Below are 15,104 nucleotides of genomic sequence, written 5' to 3' on the forward strand. Positions count from 1 at the left end.
GAGCGTGGCCAACGCCCCTCGCCCACGCGAAGAACCCCGGAGGTCAGGGACCTCCGGGGTTCGGCCCGGCCGGAGCCGGGAGGTGGGACCAGCCCGCGGGGATCAGCCGCGGACGACCTTGCCGGCACGGATGCACGAGGTGCAGGCGTTGATCCGGCGACGGTTGCCGGGGGCGACGAGCGCCCGCACGGACTGGATGTTCGGGTTCCAACGGCGCGGCGTGCGGCGGTGCGAGTGCGACACCGACATACCGAAACCGGGCCCCTTGCCACAGACATCGCACACGGCAGCCACGGCGGATCACTCCCAGAAAGAATCGTTCACAGACGGCGGTGCGCAGGTGCGACCGCATACAGACCGTCCGACAGTCTAGCCGCTCCTCGGCGATCCTGTCCGAGGGCCCGGGAGTGACGTCGTCGACGCCGCCCGCGACCGGTCGCCGTCGCCTGTCCTGTCGCGGTCCGTGGGTACCCTCCGCCCGTGCTGCCGGCGCTCGACGACGCCGCGGTCGGACAGTGGTGCCGGGCCGCGGTCACGGCCCTGTCCGACTCCCGTGGTCGGCTCGACGACCTCAACGTCTTCCCCGTCCCCGACGGTGACACCGGCACCAACCTCCTGTTCACCGCGCAGGCGGCGCTGGCCGCGCTGGAGGAGGCGGGCACCGGGGAGTCCGCGTGGACGGCCCTGGCCCGCGGCGCGGTGCTCGGTGCCCGGGGCAACTCCGGGACGATCCTCGCCCAGCTGGTCCGCGGTCTCGCCGACCAGCTGGCCGGGGTGGCCCCGGCCGACGGCCCCTCGTTCGCCGCCGCGCTGCAGAAGGCGGCCGACGCCGCCTACGCCGCGGTCGCCGACCCCGAGGAGGGCACGTTCCTCACGGTGGCCCGCGCCGGTGCCGAGGCCGCGGTGGCCACGGTGGCGGCCGGACGCACCGACCTGGCCGCCGTCGTCCGGGCGGCGGCCGACGGCGCGCGGGAGGCGCTGGAGGCCACGCCGGGCCAGCTGGCCGCGCTGCGGGACGCCGGGGTGGTCGACGCCGGGGGCGCCGGCCTGTGCCTGGTCCTCGACGCGCTCGTCACCACCGTGACCGGGGTGGAGCCGGCCCGTCCGCCGCTGGTCCGCCGGAGCGCGCGGCCCCATGAGCGCCCCGCCGACCGGCCGCACCAGCCGCCGGCCGGCCCCGGCAGCGAGGTGCAGTACCTGCTGGCCGGCAGCGACGACGCGGCCGTGGCCCGGCTCCGCGACCGGCTGGCCGCGCTCGGCGACAGCCTGGTCGTGGTGGGCGTCGACACGCCCGGCGGCCGGGAGTGGAACGTGCACGTGCACACCTCCGAGGTCGGTGCCGCCATCGAGGCCGGCATCGAGGCCGGGCGCCCGTACCGGATCGCGGTGACGCCGCTGGCCCCGGTGCGGCCACCGGCGCCGGCCGCGGGCACGCGCGCGGTCGTCGCGATCGTCCCCGGGGAGGGGCTGGCCGGGCTGTTCGCCGGCGAGGGCGCGCGGGTGCTCACCGGCGGTCCGGACGGCGTGACCGAGGACGACGTCCTCGCCGAGGTCATCGCGTCGGGCGCGGCGTCCGTCGTCGTCCTGCCCAACGACCCCGACCTCACCGCGCTGGCCGCCCGCGCCGCCGACCGGGCCCGCGAGGAGGACCGCGACGTGGCCGTGGTGCCCACCCGCTCACCGGTGCAGGGGCTGGCCGCGCTGGCCGTCGCCGACCCCGGCCGGCGCTTCCACGACGACGTCATCACCATGGCCGAGGCCGCCGCGGCGACCCGATGGGCGGAGGTGACCCGCGCCGGGCAGGCGGCGCTGACCAGCGCCGGGCCGTGCCGTCCGGGCGACGTCCTCGGGTCGGCGGAAGGGGACGTCGTCCTGGTCGGCGGCGACCTCGCCGGGGTCTCCTGCGAGCTGCTGGACCGGATGCTCTCGGCCGGGGGCGAGCTGGTCACGCTCGTCGTCGGCCCCGACGCCGCCCTCGGTGACGCCGTCTGCGGGCACCTCGCCGCGGCGCACCCGATGGTGGAGGTGACCCGCTACGACGAGGGCCCCGAGGGTGTCCCGCTCCAGGTGGGGGTGGAGTGATGGCGGTCGACATGTCGACCCGGCTCGACCGCGTCCTCGGCGCCAAGACGGCCAAGGCCATGGCCGAGCAGCTCTCGCTGCACACCGTCCGCGACCTGCTGCGGCACTACCCCCGCAGGTACGCCCGCCGCGGGGAGATGACCAAGCTCGAGGACCTCCAGGTCGGCGACCGCGTCACCGTGCTGGCCCAGGTGCGCAAGGTCTCCACCCGCAGGATGCGCAACCGGCCCGGCACGCTCACCGAGGTGACCGTCGGCGACGGCGCCAACTCGATGCAGCTGGTCTTCTTCAACCGCAAGCACGCCAACCTGCAGGAGGGCGCCTGGGGCCTGTTCGCCGGCACCGTCGGCGAGTGGCGCAACAGCAAGCAGTTCGCCCACCCCGACTGCCACCTCATGACCGGGGACGACGACGAGGATTGGGCCCGCGCCCTGATCCCGCTCTACCCGGCGACCAAGGACGTCTCGAGCTGGGTCATCCAGCGCTCGGTGAAGCTCCTGCTCAACCACTCCGGCAACCTCGCCGACCTGGTGGAGGACCCCCTCCCGGAGGAGATCCGCGCCCGGCACGGCCTGCCGAGCCTGCCCGCCGCGCTGCTCGACATCCACCGCCCGACGTCGAACGACGACGTCGAGCGCGCCGCCCACCGGCTCAAGTGGGACGAGGCGCTCACCCTCCAGCTCACCCTCGCCGCGCGCCGGAAGGCCGCCGCCCTCGAACCCGGCATCGCGCGGCCCGCGCGGCCGGGCGGCCTGCTCGACGCCGTCGACGCCGCGCTGCCGTTCGCGCTCACCGAGGGCCAGCGCGAGGTGGGGGAGGAGCTGGCGGCCGAGCTGGCCCGCGAGCAGCCGATGCACCGGCTCCTGCAGGGCGAGGTGGGCTCGGGCAAGACCGTCGTCGCGCTGCGGGCCATGGCCCAGGTGGTCGACGCCGGTGGCCAGGCCGCGCTGCTGGCACCCACCGAGGTGCTCGCCGCCCAGCACGCCCGAAGCATCCGCGCGCTGCTCGGTCCGCTGGGCCGCGCCGGGGAGCTGGACGGCGCCCTCGAGGGCACCCGGGTGGTGCTGCTCACCGGCTCGCAGAAGGCCGCCGCCCGACGGGAGGCGCGCGCCGCGGTCGCCGACGGCAGCGCCGGCATCGTCGTCGGCACCCACGCCCTGCTGCAGGAGGGCGTCGACTTCGCCGACCTGGGGCTGGTCGTCGTCGACGAGCAGCACCGCTTCGGCGTCGAGCAGCGCGACGCGCTGCGGGCCAAGGGGAACCGCCCGCCGCACGTGCTGGTCATGACCGCCACGCCCATCCCGCGCACCGTCGCCATGACCGTCTACGGCGACCTGGAGACCTCCACGCTGCGGCAGCTGCCCAGCGGCCGCGGCGGGGTGGCCAGCTCCGTGGTGCCGGCGCGGGAGAAGCCGAGCTGGGTCGACCGCGCCTGGGAGCGGCTGCGCGAGGAGGTGGCGGCCGGGCGGCAGGCCTACGTCGTCTGCCCGCGGATCGGCGAGGACGCCGGCGCCGAGGAGGAGCCCGAGGACGCCGACGGCGCACCCGCGGACGACGGCTCCGACCGCCGTCCGCCGCTGGCCGTGCTGGACGTCGCCGAGGCCCTGCGCGCCGGGCCGCTGGCCGGGCTGCGCCTGGAGGTGCTGCACGGCCGCATGACGCCGGAGGACAAGGAGGCCCGGATGCGGGCCTTCGCCGCGGGCGACGTCGACGTCCTGGTCGCGACCACCGTCGTCGAGGTGGGCGTCGACGTGCCCAACGCCACGGTGATGGTCGTCATGGACGCCGACCGGTTCGGGGTCAGCCAGCTGCACCAGCTGCGCGGCCGGGTCGCCCGCGGCAAGCACCAGGGGCTGTGCCTGCTGGTGAGCGAGGCGTCCACGTCATCGACCACCGGACAGCGGCTGGCCGCGGTCGCGTCCACCTCCGACGGCTTCGAGCTGGCCCGGCTGGACCTTGAGACCCGCCGCGAGGGCGACGTGCTCGGCGCCGCGCAGTCCGGCCGGCGGTCGACGATCAAGCTGCTCTCCCTGCTCGAGGACGAGGAGCTGATCGCCGAGGCCCGGGCCGAGGCCACCGCCCTGCTCGCCACCGAGGGCGGCCTGGCCGACCACCCGGGTCTGGCCATGGAGGTCGCCGCCCTCGCGACCGACGAGCGCGCCGAGTACCTCGAGAAGGCCTGAGAGGCGGGCGGGTGACGAGGATCGTCTCCGGGCTCGCCGGTGGACGGCGGCTCAAGGTGCCGCCCTCCGGCGTCCGACCGACCGGCGACCGGGCGCGCGAGGGGCTGTTCAACAGCCTCTCGACGCTGCTGGACCTCGAGGGCGCCGCCGTCCTCGACCTCTACGCGGGCTCCGGCGCCCTGGGCCTGGAGGCGCTCAGCCGCGGGGCGGCCACCGTCGTCCTCGTCGAGTCCGGCCCGCGGGTGCTGCCGGTGCTGCGCGCCAACCTCGCCACCGTCGGCCTGCCCGGTGGGCGGGTGGTCGCGGGCTCGGTGCCCACGGTCGTGGCCGGGCCGCCGCCGGCGCGGTTCGACCTCGTCCTGGCCGACCCGCCGTACGCCACGCCGGTGGCCGAGGTCCTCGGCGTGCTGGAGTCGCTGGTCTCCGGCGGCTGGCTGGCCGAGGACGCGCTGGTCGTCGTCGAGCGGTCCAGCCGCGAGGAGCCCTGGGAGTGGCCGACACCGCTGACCGGAGTACGCGACCGCCGCTACGGCGAGGCGGTGCTCCGGTACGGTCGCTGTCCGTGAGGCGAGCGGTCTGCCCCGGTTCGTTCGACCCGGTCACCAACGGCCACGTCGACGTCATCACCCGTGCGGCGGCGCTCTACGACGAGCTCGTCGTCGCCGTCCTGGTCAACCCCGGCAAGGCCGGGCTGTTCCCCGTCGAGGAGCGCATGCAGCTGCTCCGCGACGCGGTCTCCGAGCTGTCCAACGTCACCGTCGACAGCTTCCAGGGGCTGCTGGTCGACTACTGCCGCAGCAACGACATCCCGGTCATCGTGAAGGGCCTGCGTGCGGTCAGCGACTTCGAGTACGAGTTGCAGATGGCGCAGATGAACCGCGAGCTGGCCGGCATCGAGACGCTCTTCGTGCCGACCGCCCCGCAGGTGGGCCACCTCTCCTCGAGCCTGGTCAAGCAGATCGCCACCTTCGGCGGCGACGTCTCCAGCCTCGTGCCCAAGGCGGTCCACGAGCGGCTGGTCGCGCACCGGGAGCAGAACACGTGACCGAGCTCGCGAGGTCACGCAGGAACGCGGCACCGCCGGTCGCAGGTCCGCCGAGCGCCAGCGAGGAGGACCTGTGACCGAGGTGGTGTACCGGCTCTACGAGACCGTCGACGAGCTGGCCCGCGTCATCGAGAACGCGCGCAACGTCCCGATGTCCGGCGGGTCCTGCATGGTGCCCCGCGACCTCCTGCTCGACCTGCTCGACGACCTGCGGGAGAACCTGCCGGACGACGTCCACAAGGCCGGGGCGATCGTCGAGCAGCGCACCGAGATCCTGCAGCAGGCCCAGGCCGAGGCCGAGCGGCTGACCGGGCGCACCCGCAGCGAGAGCGAGCAGGTCGTCGGCGCCGCGCGGCGCCAGCGGGAGGAGATCCTGGGCACCGCCCGCCGGCAGCGTGACGAGCTGCTCGCCCGGACGCAGGCCGAGGCCGAGGACCTGCTGGCGCGGGCCGAGGAGGAGGCCGAGCGCATCGTCGAGGAGGCCCGCGGCCACCACGAGGCGGTGCTGGCCGACGCGCAGGCGCAGCACGCCGAGATCGTCGCCGCCGCGCACGCCGAGCACGAGCGGCTGGTCAGCGAGACCGAGGTCTACCGGGGTGCGGTCACCCGCGCCGACGAGCTCGGTGCGCAGACCGTCGCCGACGTCAACCGCATGCGGGCCGAGGTCGACGAGTACGTCGACACGCGGCTGGCCGACTTCGGCACCACGCTGGAGCGGATGCTCCGCTCGGTCGAGAAGGCGCGCTCCACGCTCCGCGAACCCTGAGACATGGCCCCCTTCCCCCCGCCGTTCGCACGCTCACGGCGGGCCCCTGGAGGGGGCCTGATCGGGCCGGACGGGCCCGGTCGCGCATCGGGTAGTCTGGTGCACCGGTCCGACCGCCGGAGGTCCCGCACCCCGGCCGGCCGCCATCCCCGCTGCCTACCGCGAGTACTCACATGCCTGCCGCTCACCCGCCCCGCTCAGGCGCCGCGTCCCCCGACGCCCGGCGTCCCGCCGCCAACCCCTGGCGCGTGGAGCTGCGGGAGCTCGGCCGTCGCCCGGGCTCCCTGCAGGAGCTCGAGCGCACGGTGCCCGCGCCCGCCGACTGGCGGGTCGAGCTGATCGGCGTCCCCGAGGGCGCCCCGGTCCAGCTCCGGCTGCGGCTGGAGTCGGTGATGGAGGGCGTGCTGGTCTCGGGGGAGGTCGACGTCCCCGTCGTCGGCTCCTGCGCGCGGTGCCTGGAGCCGATCGAGGACACCCTCGAGCTCGACGTCCAGGAGCTGTTCGCCTACGAGGGCAGCACCACCGAGGCGACCAGCGAGGAGGACGAGGTGCGGCGCGTCGAGGGCGAGCAGCTCGACCTCGAGCCGATGGTCCGCGACCTCGTCGTCCTCAGCCTGCCGCTGGCGCCGACCTGCACCGAGGACTGCGCGGGCCTGTGCGTCGACTGCGGCCAGCGTCTGGACGACCTGCCGGCCGACCACACCCACGAGGTGCTCGACCCGCGCTGGGCCGGGCTGGCCCAGCGCTTCGGCACCTCGCAGTCCGACCGTTCCGCTTCCGAACCGGGCACCCCCGGTACGGACAACCCAGAGGAGAACTGACCGTGGCCGTCCCGAAGCGGAAGATGTCCCGCGCCAACACCCGCATGCGTCGCTCGCAGTGGAAGGCGTCCGCTCCCACGCTGTCGCCGTGCCCGAACCGGGCCTGTGGCGAGCTCAAGCCGCCGCACCAGGCCTGCCCGAACTGCGGCCAGTACGAGGGCCGTCAGGTCCTCTCGGTCTGATCCTCGGGTAGACCAGCCGTGGCGACCCCGGCCACCGGCACCCAGCCCGCGGTGGGCGGGACCGCCGGCCGTTCTCCGGCCGGCGTCGCCCACGCCGAGCGCTCGGCCGCCTGGCTCCTCGACGCCCTGGGCGTCGAGCTGCCCGGCGGCCTGCTGGCGTTGGCGCTGACCCACCGCTCGTACGCCTACGAGCACGGCGGGCTGCCGACCAACGAGCGCCTGGAGTTCCTCGGCGACTCGGTCCTCGGGCTGGTCGTCACCGACGAGCTGTACCGCCGTCACCCCGACCTGCCCGAGGGCCGGCTGGCGAAGCTGCGTGCCTCGGTGGTCAACATGACCTCGCTGGCCGGGGTGGCGCGGCTCCTGGGCGCCGGCGGGCTGGGCCCGCACCTGCTGCTGGGCCGTGGTGAGGAGACCACCGGCGGCCGCGAGAAGGACTCGATCCTCGCCGATGCGCTGGAGGCGCTGATCGGTGCGGTGCACGTGGGGTTGGGCCTGGACGCCGCGTCGGCGATCGTGCACCGGCTGTTCGACCCGCTGCTGGACCAGGCCGCCACCCGCGGCGCCGGCCTGGACTGGAAGACCAGCCTGCAGGAGCTGGGTGCCGCGCTGGGCCTGGGCGCCCCGATCTACCTGGTCGAGGACGAGGGGCCCGACCACGCCAAGACCTTCACCGCGGCCGTCGTCCTGGCCGACACCGAGTACGGCCGCGGCGCCGGCCGCACCAAGAAGGCCGCCGAGCAGGAGGCGGCCGAGACCGCCTGGCGGACCCTCTCGGAGTCGGAGACCGCGGCGTCCACGGGCGCCGACGGGGGCTGACCGGCCGTGCCCGAGCTGCCCGAGGTCGAGGTGGTCCGGCGCGGCCTGGAGCAGTGGGTCGCCGGCCGCACGGTGGCCACCGTCGAGGTGCACCACCCCCGTGCCGTCCGCCGGCACCTGGAGGGGACCGATCACTTCGTCACGGCGCTGACCGGACGCACGTTCTCCGCCGCCCGCCGCCGCGGCAAGTACCTGTGGCTGCCGCTCGCCGAGCCCGACGGGGCGCCGTCGGACCGCGCGCTCGTCGCGCACCTGGGCATGAGCGGCCAGCTGCTGGTCGAGAAGCCCTCCGCCCCGGACGAGACGCACCTGCGGGCACGGTTCACGTTCACCGACGGCGGCCGGGAGCTGCGCTTCGTCGACCAGCGCACGTTCGGCGGGCTGGCCGTCGAGGAGGGTGGGGAGGACGGCGGGCTGCCGCCGCGCCTGGCGCACATCGCCATCGACCCGCTCGACGGCTCCTTCGACGCCGACGGGTTCAGCGCCGCCCTGCGCCGGCGGCGCACCGAGGTCAAGCGTGCGCTGCTGGACCAGACGCTGATCGGCGGCGTCGGCAACATCTACGCCGACGAGGCGCTGTGGCGGGCGCGGCTGCACGGCAACCGGCCCACCGACCGGCTCACCCGAGCGCAGGTGGCCGACCTGCTCGACGGCGTCCGCGACGTGCTGGGGGAGGCCCTCGCCCAGGGCGGCACGTCGTTCGACTCCCTGTACGTCGACGTCAACGGCCAGAGCGGCTACTTCTCCCGGTTCCTCGCCGTCTACGGCCAGGCCGACCGGCCCTGTCCCCGGTGCGGGACGGCGATCGTGCGGGAGTCGTTCATGAACCGGTCGAGCTACAGCTGCCCGCGCTGCCAGCCCCGCCCGAGAGCCCGCCGGTCATGACCCGCCGCGTGGTCGCCCTCGTGTCCGGCGACGTGCAGGGCGTGGGCTACCGCTGGTTCGTCCGGAACCGCGCCGCGGACGCGGGCCTGGCCGGATCGGCGACCAACCTCGCCGACGGCCGCGTCGAGGTCGTGCTCGAGGGTGAGGACGCCGCGGTGGCCGCCGTCCTGGCCGAGCTCGACGGCGCGGGCGCCCCCGGGCACGTCACGCGGGTCGACGTCCGGGACGACGCGGCGCAGGGGGGAACCGGGTTCACCACGGCGTGACGAACGCGACACCCGCCCGACACGGTGGGTGTGCAGGGTGGCCGTTGACCTCTGTGACCTGGCCTGTCACCCTGGGAACACACGGACCGCGCCGACCGTCGAACGGGGCGCAGGTCACACACTCACGCAGTCGAAAGGCCGCATTCGCCATGGCCAAGGCCCTGTTCGGTCACGTCGTCACCACCGCGGAGCTCCGAGTAGTCGAGGAGAACGCCGTCCTCCGGGCGAAGGTGCGCCGACTGGAGCAGGAACTGAAGGAGCTGCGCGCCCAGCGGGACGCCGCCATCGCCCACGAGCTGCTGAGCATCGCCGGCGACCACGCCGAGCCCGCGCTCGCCTGAACTCCACCGTCCCACCGGCACCACCCGCACCGCCTGCGCCACGCGTCCCCGGCGTGGGCGCACCGCCGGGCTAGAGTTCTCTCCCCGTGCACCTGTCGAGCCTGACGCTCAAGGGCTTCAAGTCCTTCGCGTCCGCGACGACCCTGCGCCTCGAGCCGGGGATCACCGCCGTCGTGGGTCCCAACGGCTCCGGGAAGTCCAACGTCGTCGACGCCCTCGCCTGGGTCATGGGCGAGCAGGGGGCCAAGAGCCTGCGCGGCGGCAAGATGGAGGACGTCATCTTCGCCGGCACCGCCGGCCGCCCGGCGCTCGGCCGGGCCGAGGTCACCCTCACCATCGACAACGCCGACGGCGCGCTCCCGATCGAGTACACCGAGGTCTCGATCACCCGCCGCATGTACCGCTCCGGTGAGAGCGAGTACGAGATCAACGGCGACAAGGTCCGCCTGCTCGACGTCCAGGAGCTGCTCAGCGACTCCGGCATCGGCCGCGAGATGCACGTCATCGTCGGTCAGGGCCAGCTGGACGCCGTCCTCTCCGGCCGTCCCGAGGACCGCCGCGCCTTCGTCGAGGAGGCCGCCGGCGTCCTCAAGCACCGCAAGCGCAAGGAGAAGGCGCTCCGCAAGCTCGAGGCGATGCAGGCCAACCTGGACCGTCTCGGCGACCTCACCGCCGAGCTGCGCCGCCAGCTCAAGCCGCTGGGCCGGCAGGCCGAGGTCGCCCGCCGCGCCGCCGGCGTCCAGGCCGACCTGCGCGACGCCCGCCTCCGGCTGCTCGCCGACGACCTGGTCCAGCTCCGCGACGCCCTGGAGAAGGACGTCGCCGACGAGACCGCCGCCCGGCAGCGCCGCACCTCCGTCGAGGCCGACCTCGCGCGCACCTCGACCCGCGAGTCGGGGCTGGAGGCCGAGCTCGCCGCCAACGCGCCGCTGCTGGGCGGCGCGCAGGACACCTGGTACCGGCTGTCGGCGCTCACCGAGCGGTTCCGCGGCGTGGCCCAGCTGGCCGCCGAGCGGCACCGGCACCTCTCCGCCGCCCCGCCCGCCGCAGCCGGCGGGCGCGACCCGGACCAGCTGGACGCCGAGGCCGAGCGGGTCGCGGCCACCGAGGCCGAGCTCGCCGCCGGGCTGGAGGCCGAGCGCGGACGGCTGGCGGCCGCCGTCGCCGCGCGCGGGGACCTCGAGGCCGAGCTGGCCGCGGCCGAGAAGGCCTGGGTCGCCGCCGCCCGGGCGCTGGCCGACCGCCGGGAGGGGCTCGCCCGGCTGTCCGGCCAGGTCGCCGCCGCCCGCTCCCGGGTGTCGGCCGGGGAGTCGGAGATCGAGCGGCTCGCGCTGGCGGCGGGGGAGGCCGCCGACCGCGCCGAGGTCGCCGCCGAGCGGCTGGCCGAGCGCCGCGAGGAGGTCTCCGGCCAGGAGGACACCGACGTCGCCCTGGTCACCGCGCACCAGGACGCCGTCGCCGCGCACACCGCGGCGGCGGCCGTCGTCGCCGAACTGGCCGCCGCAGAGCGCGCCGCCGAGCGCGACCGCGCCTCCTGGCAGGCCCGCCGCGACGCCCTGGCCCTCGGCCTGGCGCCGGCCGACGGCACCGCCGCCGCGCTGGCCGCCGGTCTGCCCGGCGTCCTCGGGCCGGTGGCCGAGCGGATCACCGTCGAGGCCGGCGCGGAGGTGCCACTGGCCGCCGCGCTCGCCGGCCTGGCCGACGCGCTCGTCGTCGACGGCGTCGCCGGCGCCGCGGGCGTGCTGGCCCACCTCCGGGACGTCGACGGCGGACGCGCGGGACTGCTGGTCACCGGCGGCCTGCCGCCCCTGCCCCGTGAGGGCTGGCCGGAGCTGCCGGACGGTGCCCGGTGGGCGCTGGACCTGGTGGCCGCCCCCGACGAGCTGCGCCCCGCGCTCGCCCGCACGCTGGACCGGGTCGCCGTCGTGCCCGGCCTCGACGACGCCGTCGCACTCGTGCGCACCCACCCGCGGGTGCGGGCGGTCACCGCGGACGGCGACGTGGTGGGGGCCGACTGGTCGGTCGGCGGGTCGGCCAACGCGCCCTCCGGCCTCGAGGTGCGGGCCCGGGTCGACGAGGCCGGCCGCGAGCTCACCGCCGCCGCGGCGCGGGCCGCCGAGCTCGCCGACCGGCTGACCGCCGCCCGCTCGACCGCGCGGGACCGCTCCGCCGACGTGGACGCCGCCCTCGCCGCCCGCCAGGCCGCCGACCGCACCCGCTCCGCGGCCGCCGCCCAGCTGGCCGAGCTGGGCGCCGCCGCCCGCTCCGCCGCCGCCGAGGCCGAGCGCTCCGCCGCCGCCCGCGTGCGTGCCGAGCAGGCCCTCGAGCAGGCGCAGACCGCCCTGGCCGGGCTGGAGGAGCGGCTGGCGGAGGCCGAGGCCGCACCGGTGGAGGAGGAGCCCGACCCCGCCGTCCGTGACCGGCTGCGGCTGGAGACCGCCGCCGCCCGCCAGGCCGAGACCGAGGCCCGGCTGGCCGTGCGCACAGCGGAGGAGCGGGCGAGGGCGCTGTCCGGCCGGGCCGACTCGCTGCGCCGGCAGGCCCGCCAGGAACGCGCCGCACGGGAGCGGGCGGCCGCCGCCCGGGTCGCCCGGGAGCGGGGCGCGCAGGTCGCCGCGCGGGTGCGGGCCGGCGCGGAGGCGGCGCTGGCCGCCCTGGCCGAGTCGCTGACCCGCGCCGCCACCGAGCGCGACGAGCTGGCCCGCGTGCGCACGGCGCGGGAGGCCGAGCTGCTGGAGGTGCGGGCGGCGGTCCGTGCGGCCACCGCCGAGCTGGAGCGGCTGACCGACGAGGTGCACCGCGACGAGGTGGCCCGCACGGAGCAGCGGTACCGGATCGAGGCGCTGGAGGCTCGCGCCGCCGAGGAGTACGGCGTCGACCTCCCGACGCTCCTGGCCGAGTACGGGCCGGCCGCGCCCGTGCCCCCGACCCCCGCCCGGGTCGCCGCGGCCCGGGCGGCGGGGGAGCCCGAGCCCGAGCCGGAGCCCTACGACCGCGCCGCGCAGGAGCGGCGGGCCGCCAAGGCCGAGCGCGACCTCGCCACCCTCGGCAAGGTCAACCCACTGGCCCTGGAGGAGTTCGCGGCCCTGGAGGAGCGGCACTCCTTCCTCGCCACCCAGCTCGAGGACCTCAAGGCCACCCGGCGCGACCTGCTCACCGTCGTCCGTGAGGTCGACGAGCGCATCCACACCGTGTTCTCCTCGGCCTTCGCCGACGTGCAGCGGGAGTTCGAGCAGGTCTTCGCCACGCTGTTCCCCGGCGGCGCGGGCCGGCTGACCCTGACCGACCCCGACGACATGCTCACCACCGGCGTCGAGGTCGAGGCCCGCCCGCCGGGCAAGAAGGTCAAGCGGCTGTCGCTGCTGTCCGGCGGCGAGCGCTCGCTGACCGCGGTGGCGCTGCTGGTCGCGATCTTCCGGGCTCGGCCCTCGCCGTTCTACGTGCTCGACGAGGTCGAGGCGGCGCTGGACGACGTCAACCTCGGCCGGTTGCTGACCCTGGTCGAGCAGCTGCGGTCGACGTCGCAGCTGATCATCATCACCCACCAGAAGCGGACGATGGAGATCGCCGACGCCCTGTACGGGGTGAGCATGCGCGGCGACGGCATCACCGGCGTCATCAGCCAGCGCCTGCGCGAGGCCGAACCCGCCTGACGGCCCCCTGCAGGGGCCCACCGCGAGCTCGCGAGTGGTGGGGGGCAGGGGGTTCCCCCTCGGCTCCTGGCCCCCTGCAGGGGCCCACCGCGAGCTCGCGAGTGGTGGGGGGCAGGGGGTCCTCCTAGCTGTACTGACCGGAGACGTTGGTCGAGGGCGTGTGACCACAGGATCTGACTGAGGGATCTTGTGGAGGGAGGACCTCCGGACGTGGAGTGGAGCTGCTGAAGGCGACCACGACACGAACCCGGAGGTCCTCGTGCTCCACGCTAACGCCGTTCTGACCCCACGCCAGCGTCTGCGCCTGGCCCGCTTGGTGGTCGAGGAGAACTGGCCCAAGAGCCGGGCCGCGGAGTTCTTCGGAGTGGCCTGGAAGACCGCCGACCGCTGGGCCGAGCGGTATCGGACCCTGGGCACGGCGGGCATGGTCGATCGCTCCAGCCGACCGCACACCAGCCCGGGTAAGACCGATCCGGCGAGGACGAAGCGGATCATCTCGCTGCGGCTGCGCAAGCGCTGGGGGCCGGTCCGGCTGGCCGCCGAGACCGGGGTGGCGCCCTCCACCGCCGGCACGGTGCTGCGCCGCTGCGGGGTCAGCAGGCTGTCCGTGCTGGACCGCCGGGAGCGGGTGGTGACCCGCTATGAGCACCCCGCCCCCGGCGAGCTGCTGCACGCCGACGTCAAGAAGCTGGGCAACATCCCCGCCGGCGGTGGGTGGCGGTTCCTGGGCCGAGAGCAGGGCGGCCTCAACCGCACCGCCGACGGCGGCCGAGCCCGGAGTCAGTACCACAACCCGTTGATGCGCCATGGCTTCATCCACGTCGTGCTCGACGATCACAGCCGGCTGGCCTACGCCGAGATCCACAACGACGAACTTGGCGTCACCGCGACCGCCGTGCTGCGGCGAGCGGTGGCCTGGTTCGCCGACCGCGGCGTCACCGCGCGCCGGGTGCTAACTGACAACGGCGGCTGCTACCGCAGCCGGGACTGGGCCACCGCCTGCCAACAACTGGGCATCACGGCCAAGCGGACCCGGCCTTACCGCCCGCAGACCAACGGCAAGGTCGAACGCTTCAACCGCACCATGACCAGCGAATGGGCCTTCGCGCAGTTCTTCACCAGCGAAGCCGATCGCCGTGCGGCCTTTCCTGGTTGGCTACACGCCTACAACCACCCTCGGCCCCACACCGGCATCGGCGGTCACCCGCCCATCAGCCGCCTGACCAACCTCCCCGGTCAGTACATCTAGACGCCGGAGGGGACCTCGAGGTCGACGACGACCGGCAGGTGGTCCGAGGCGCCGTCCCCGACGAGCACGCGGGCCCCGGCGACGGCGGTCCCCGGCGTCACCCACACGTGGTCGATCCGGCGGTGCGGGTGCCGCGCGGGGTGGGTCAGGCCCTCGTCGTGCTGCCAGAACCGCCACCCGGCCTGGTCGTCGCGGTCGCGGGCCAGCTCCCAGGCGTCGGTGAACCGCTCGCGCAGCGCGGCCAGCTCCGGCTCGTCCGGTGTGGCGTTGAAGTCGCCGGCGAGGACGCCGGCCGCCATCGGCTCGGTGTGCAGGGAGGCCAGCCGGGCGGCCTGCGCGGCCCGCTCGCCGGCCGAGCGCGTGGAGAGGTGCGTCGTGGTCACCCAGAGGGTGCCGCCGTCCAGCTCCACCATGGTCCGCAGCGCACTGCGCGGCTCCCCGGTCGCCGGCAGCGGGTGGACGTCGCTGACCAGGATCGGCAGCCGCGACAGCAGGGCGTTGCCGTACTGGCGGCGCTCGCGCCCGTGGCGGCCGGGCTCGTCGATCGCCGGACCCCAGGCCAGCTGCATGTCCAGGGCCCGGGAGAGGAGCAGCGCCTGGTCGACGTCCTCGCTGCGGTCGCCGAAGTGCCGGTCGACCTCCTGCAGGCAGATCACGTCGGCGTCCGCGGCGGCCAGCACCTTCGCCAGCCGCGGCAGGTCGTGGCGGCCGTCGTCGCCGACCCCGTGGTGGGTGTTGAAGGTGACCAGCCGGACGGGGATGGGCGGCTGGTCGGGGCCCGGTGCGGGCTTCGCCCCGGTCGCGTCGGTCAC

Annotated in this window: 15 protein-coding genes; 13 read left to right on the top strand and 2 right to left on the bottom strand. The window is 75.7% G+C overall.

Annotation, left to right across the window (positions count from 1 at the left end):
- Positions 1 to 102: 102 nt before the first annotated feature.
- Positions 103 to 294, bottom strand: coding sequence for a 50S ribosomal protein L28 (gene rpmB, locus ACI784_RS02475; protein ID WP_097208866.1), 192 nt, complete (start codon positions 292 to 294; stop codon positions 103 to 105).
- A 186-nt stretch (positions 295 to 480) separates the two neighbouring features.
- Between rpmB and ACI784_RS02480 the strand changes: the two genes are divergently transcribed.
- The 13 genes from ACI784_RS02480 to ACI784_RS02540 all read left to right on the top strand — a co-directional run bounded on the left by ACI784_RS02480 (position 481) and on the right by ACI784_RS02540 (position 14,292).
- On the top strand, positions 481 to 2,082 hold the full coding sequence (locus ACI784_RS02480; RefSeq protein ID WP_456922152.1) for a DAK2 domain-containing protein: 1,602 nt from the start codon (positions 481 to 483) through the stop codon (positions 2,080 to 2,082).
- Entirely contained in the window at positions 2,082 to 4,265 is a 2,184-nt protein-coding gene (recG, locus tag ACI784_RS02485) for an ATP-dependent DNA helicase RecG (RefSeq protein WP_457012424.1), read from the top strand. The genes ACI784_RS02480 and recG overlap by 1 nt, the downstream gene beginning before the upstream one ends.
- A gap of 11 nt (positions 4,266 to 4,276) precedes the next feature.
- Positions 4,277 to 4,831: a 16S rRNA (guanine(966)-N(2))-methyltransferase RsmD gene (gene rsmD / locus ACI784_RS02490; protein WP_456922150.1), complete on the top strand. Its 555-nt coding sequence runs from the start codon at positions 4,277 to 4,279 to the stop codon at positions 4,829 to 4,831.
- Positions 4,828 to 5,310, top strand: a complete 483-nt coding sequence (gene coaD / locus ACI784_RS02495; RefSeq protein ID WP_456922149.1) for a pantetheine-phosphate adenylyltransferase — start codon at positions 4,828 to 4,830, stop codon at positions 5,308 to 5,310. Before rsmD ends, coaD begins: the two co-directional genes overlap by 4 nt.
- Positions 5,311 to 5,383: 73 nt before the next feature.
- A complete protein-coding gene (locus tag ACI784_RS02500) occupies positions 5,384 to 6,076 on the top strand; it encodes a hypothetical protein (RefSeq protein WP_456922148.1) in 693 nt (230 codons plus the stop codon).
- Positions 6,077 to 6,324: 248 nt separating this feature from the next.
- Positions 6,325 to 6,897: a YceD family protein gene (locus ACI784_RS02505; protein WP_457012425.1), complete on the top strand. Its 573-nt coding sequence runs from the start codon at positions 6,325 to 6,327 to the stop codon at positions 6,895 to 6,897.
- Positions 6,898 to 6,899: 2 nt separating this feature from the next.
- Positions 6,900 to 7,079, top strand: a complete 180-nt coding sequence (gene rpmF / locus ACI784_RS02510; protein ID WP_456922146.1) for a 50S ribosomal protein L32 — start codon at positions 6,900 to 6,902, stop codon at positions 7,077 to 7,079.
- 18 nt (positions 7,080 to 7,097) lie between these two features.
- Complete coding sequence (gene rnc, locus ACI784_RS02515) at positions 7,098 to 7,898, top strand: ribonuclease III (RefSeq protein ID WP_456922145.1); 801 nt, start codon at positions 7,098 to 7,100, stop codon at positions 7,896 to 7,898.
- Between the two features lie 6 nt (positions 7,899 to 7,904).
- Complete coding sequence (mutM, locus tag ACI784_RS02520; RefSeq protein WP_457012426.1) at positions 7,905 to 8,783, top strand: bifunctional DNA-formamidopyrimidine glycosylase/DNA-(apurinic or apyrimidinic site) lyase; 879 nt, start codon at positions 7,905 to 7,907, stop codon at positions 8,781 to 8,783.
- Positions 8,780 to 9,049, top strand: coding sequence for an acylphosphatase (locus ACI784_RS02525; protein ID WP_457012427.1), 270 nt, complete (start codon positions 8,780 to 8,782; stop codon positions 9,047 to 9,049). Before mutM ends, ACI784_RS02525 begins: the two co-directional genes overlap by 4 nt.
- Positions 9,050 to 9,198: 149 nt before the next feature.
- On the top strand, positions 9,199 to 9,390 hold the full coding sequence (locus tag ACI784_RS02530) for a hypothetical protein (protein WP_456922142.1): 192 nt from the start codon (positions 9,199 to 9,201) through the stop codon (positions 9,388 to 9,390).
- Positions 9,391 to 9,476: 86 nt separating this feature from the next.
- On the top strand, positions 9,477 to 13,043 hold the full coding sequence (gene smc / locus ACI784_RS02535; protein WP_457012428.1) for a chromosome segregation protein SMC: 3,567 nt from the start codon (positions 9,477 to 9,479) through the stop codon (positions 13,041 to 13,043).
- 259 nt (positions 13,044 to 13,302) lie between these two features.
- On the top strand, positions 13,303 to 14,292 hold the full coding sequence (locus ACI784_RS02540; protein WP_457012429.1) for an IS481 family transposase: 990 nt from the start codon (positions 13,303 to 13,305) through the stop codon (positions 14,290 to 14,292).
- On the opposite strand, the gene ACI784_RS02545 is transcribed toward ACI784_RS02540, so the two are convergent.
- Entirely contained in the window at positions 14,289 to 15,104 is an 816-nt protein-coding gene (locus ACI784_RS02545) for an endonuclease/exonuclease/phosphatase family protein (protein ID WP_456922140.1), read from the bottom strand. The genes ACI784_RS02540 and ACI784_RS02545 overlap by 4 nt on opposite strands.

It is taken from the genome of Geodermatophilus sp. SYSU D01186, assembly GCF_054050215.1.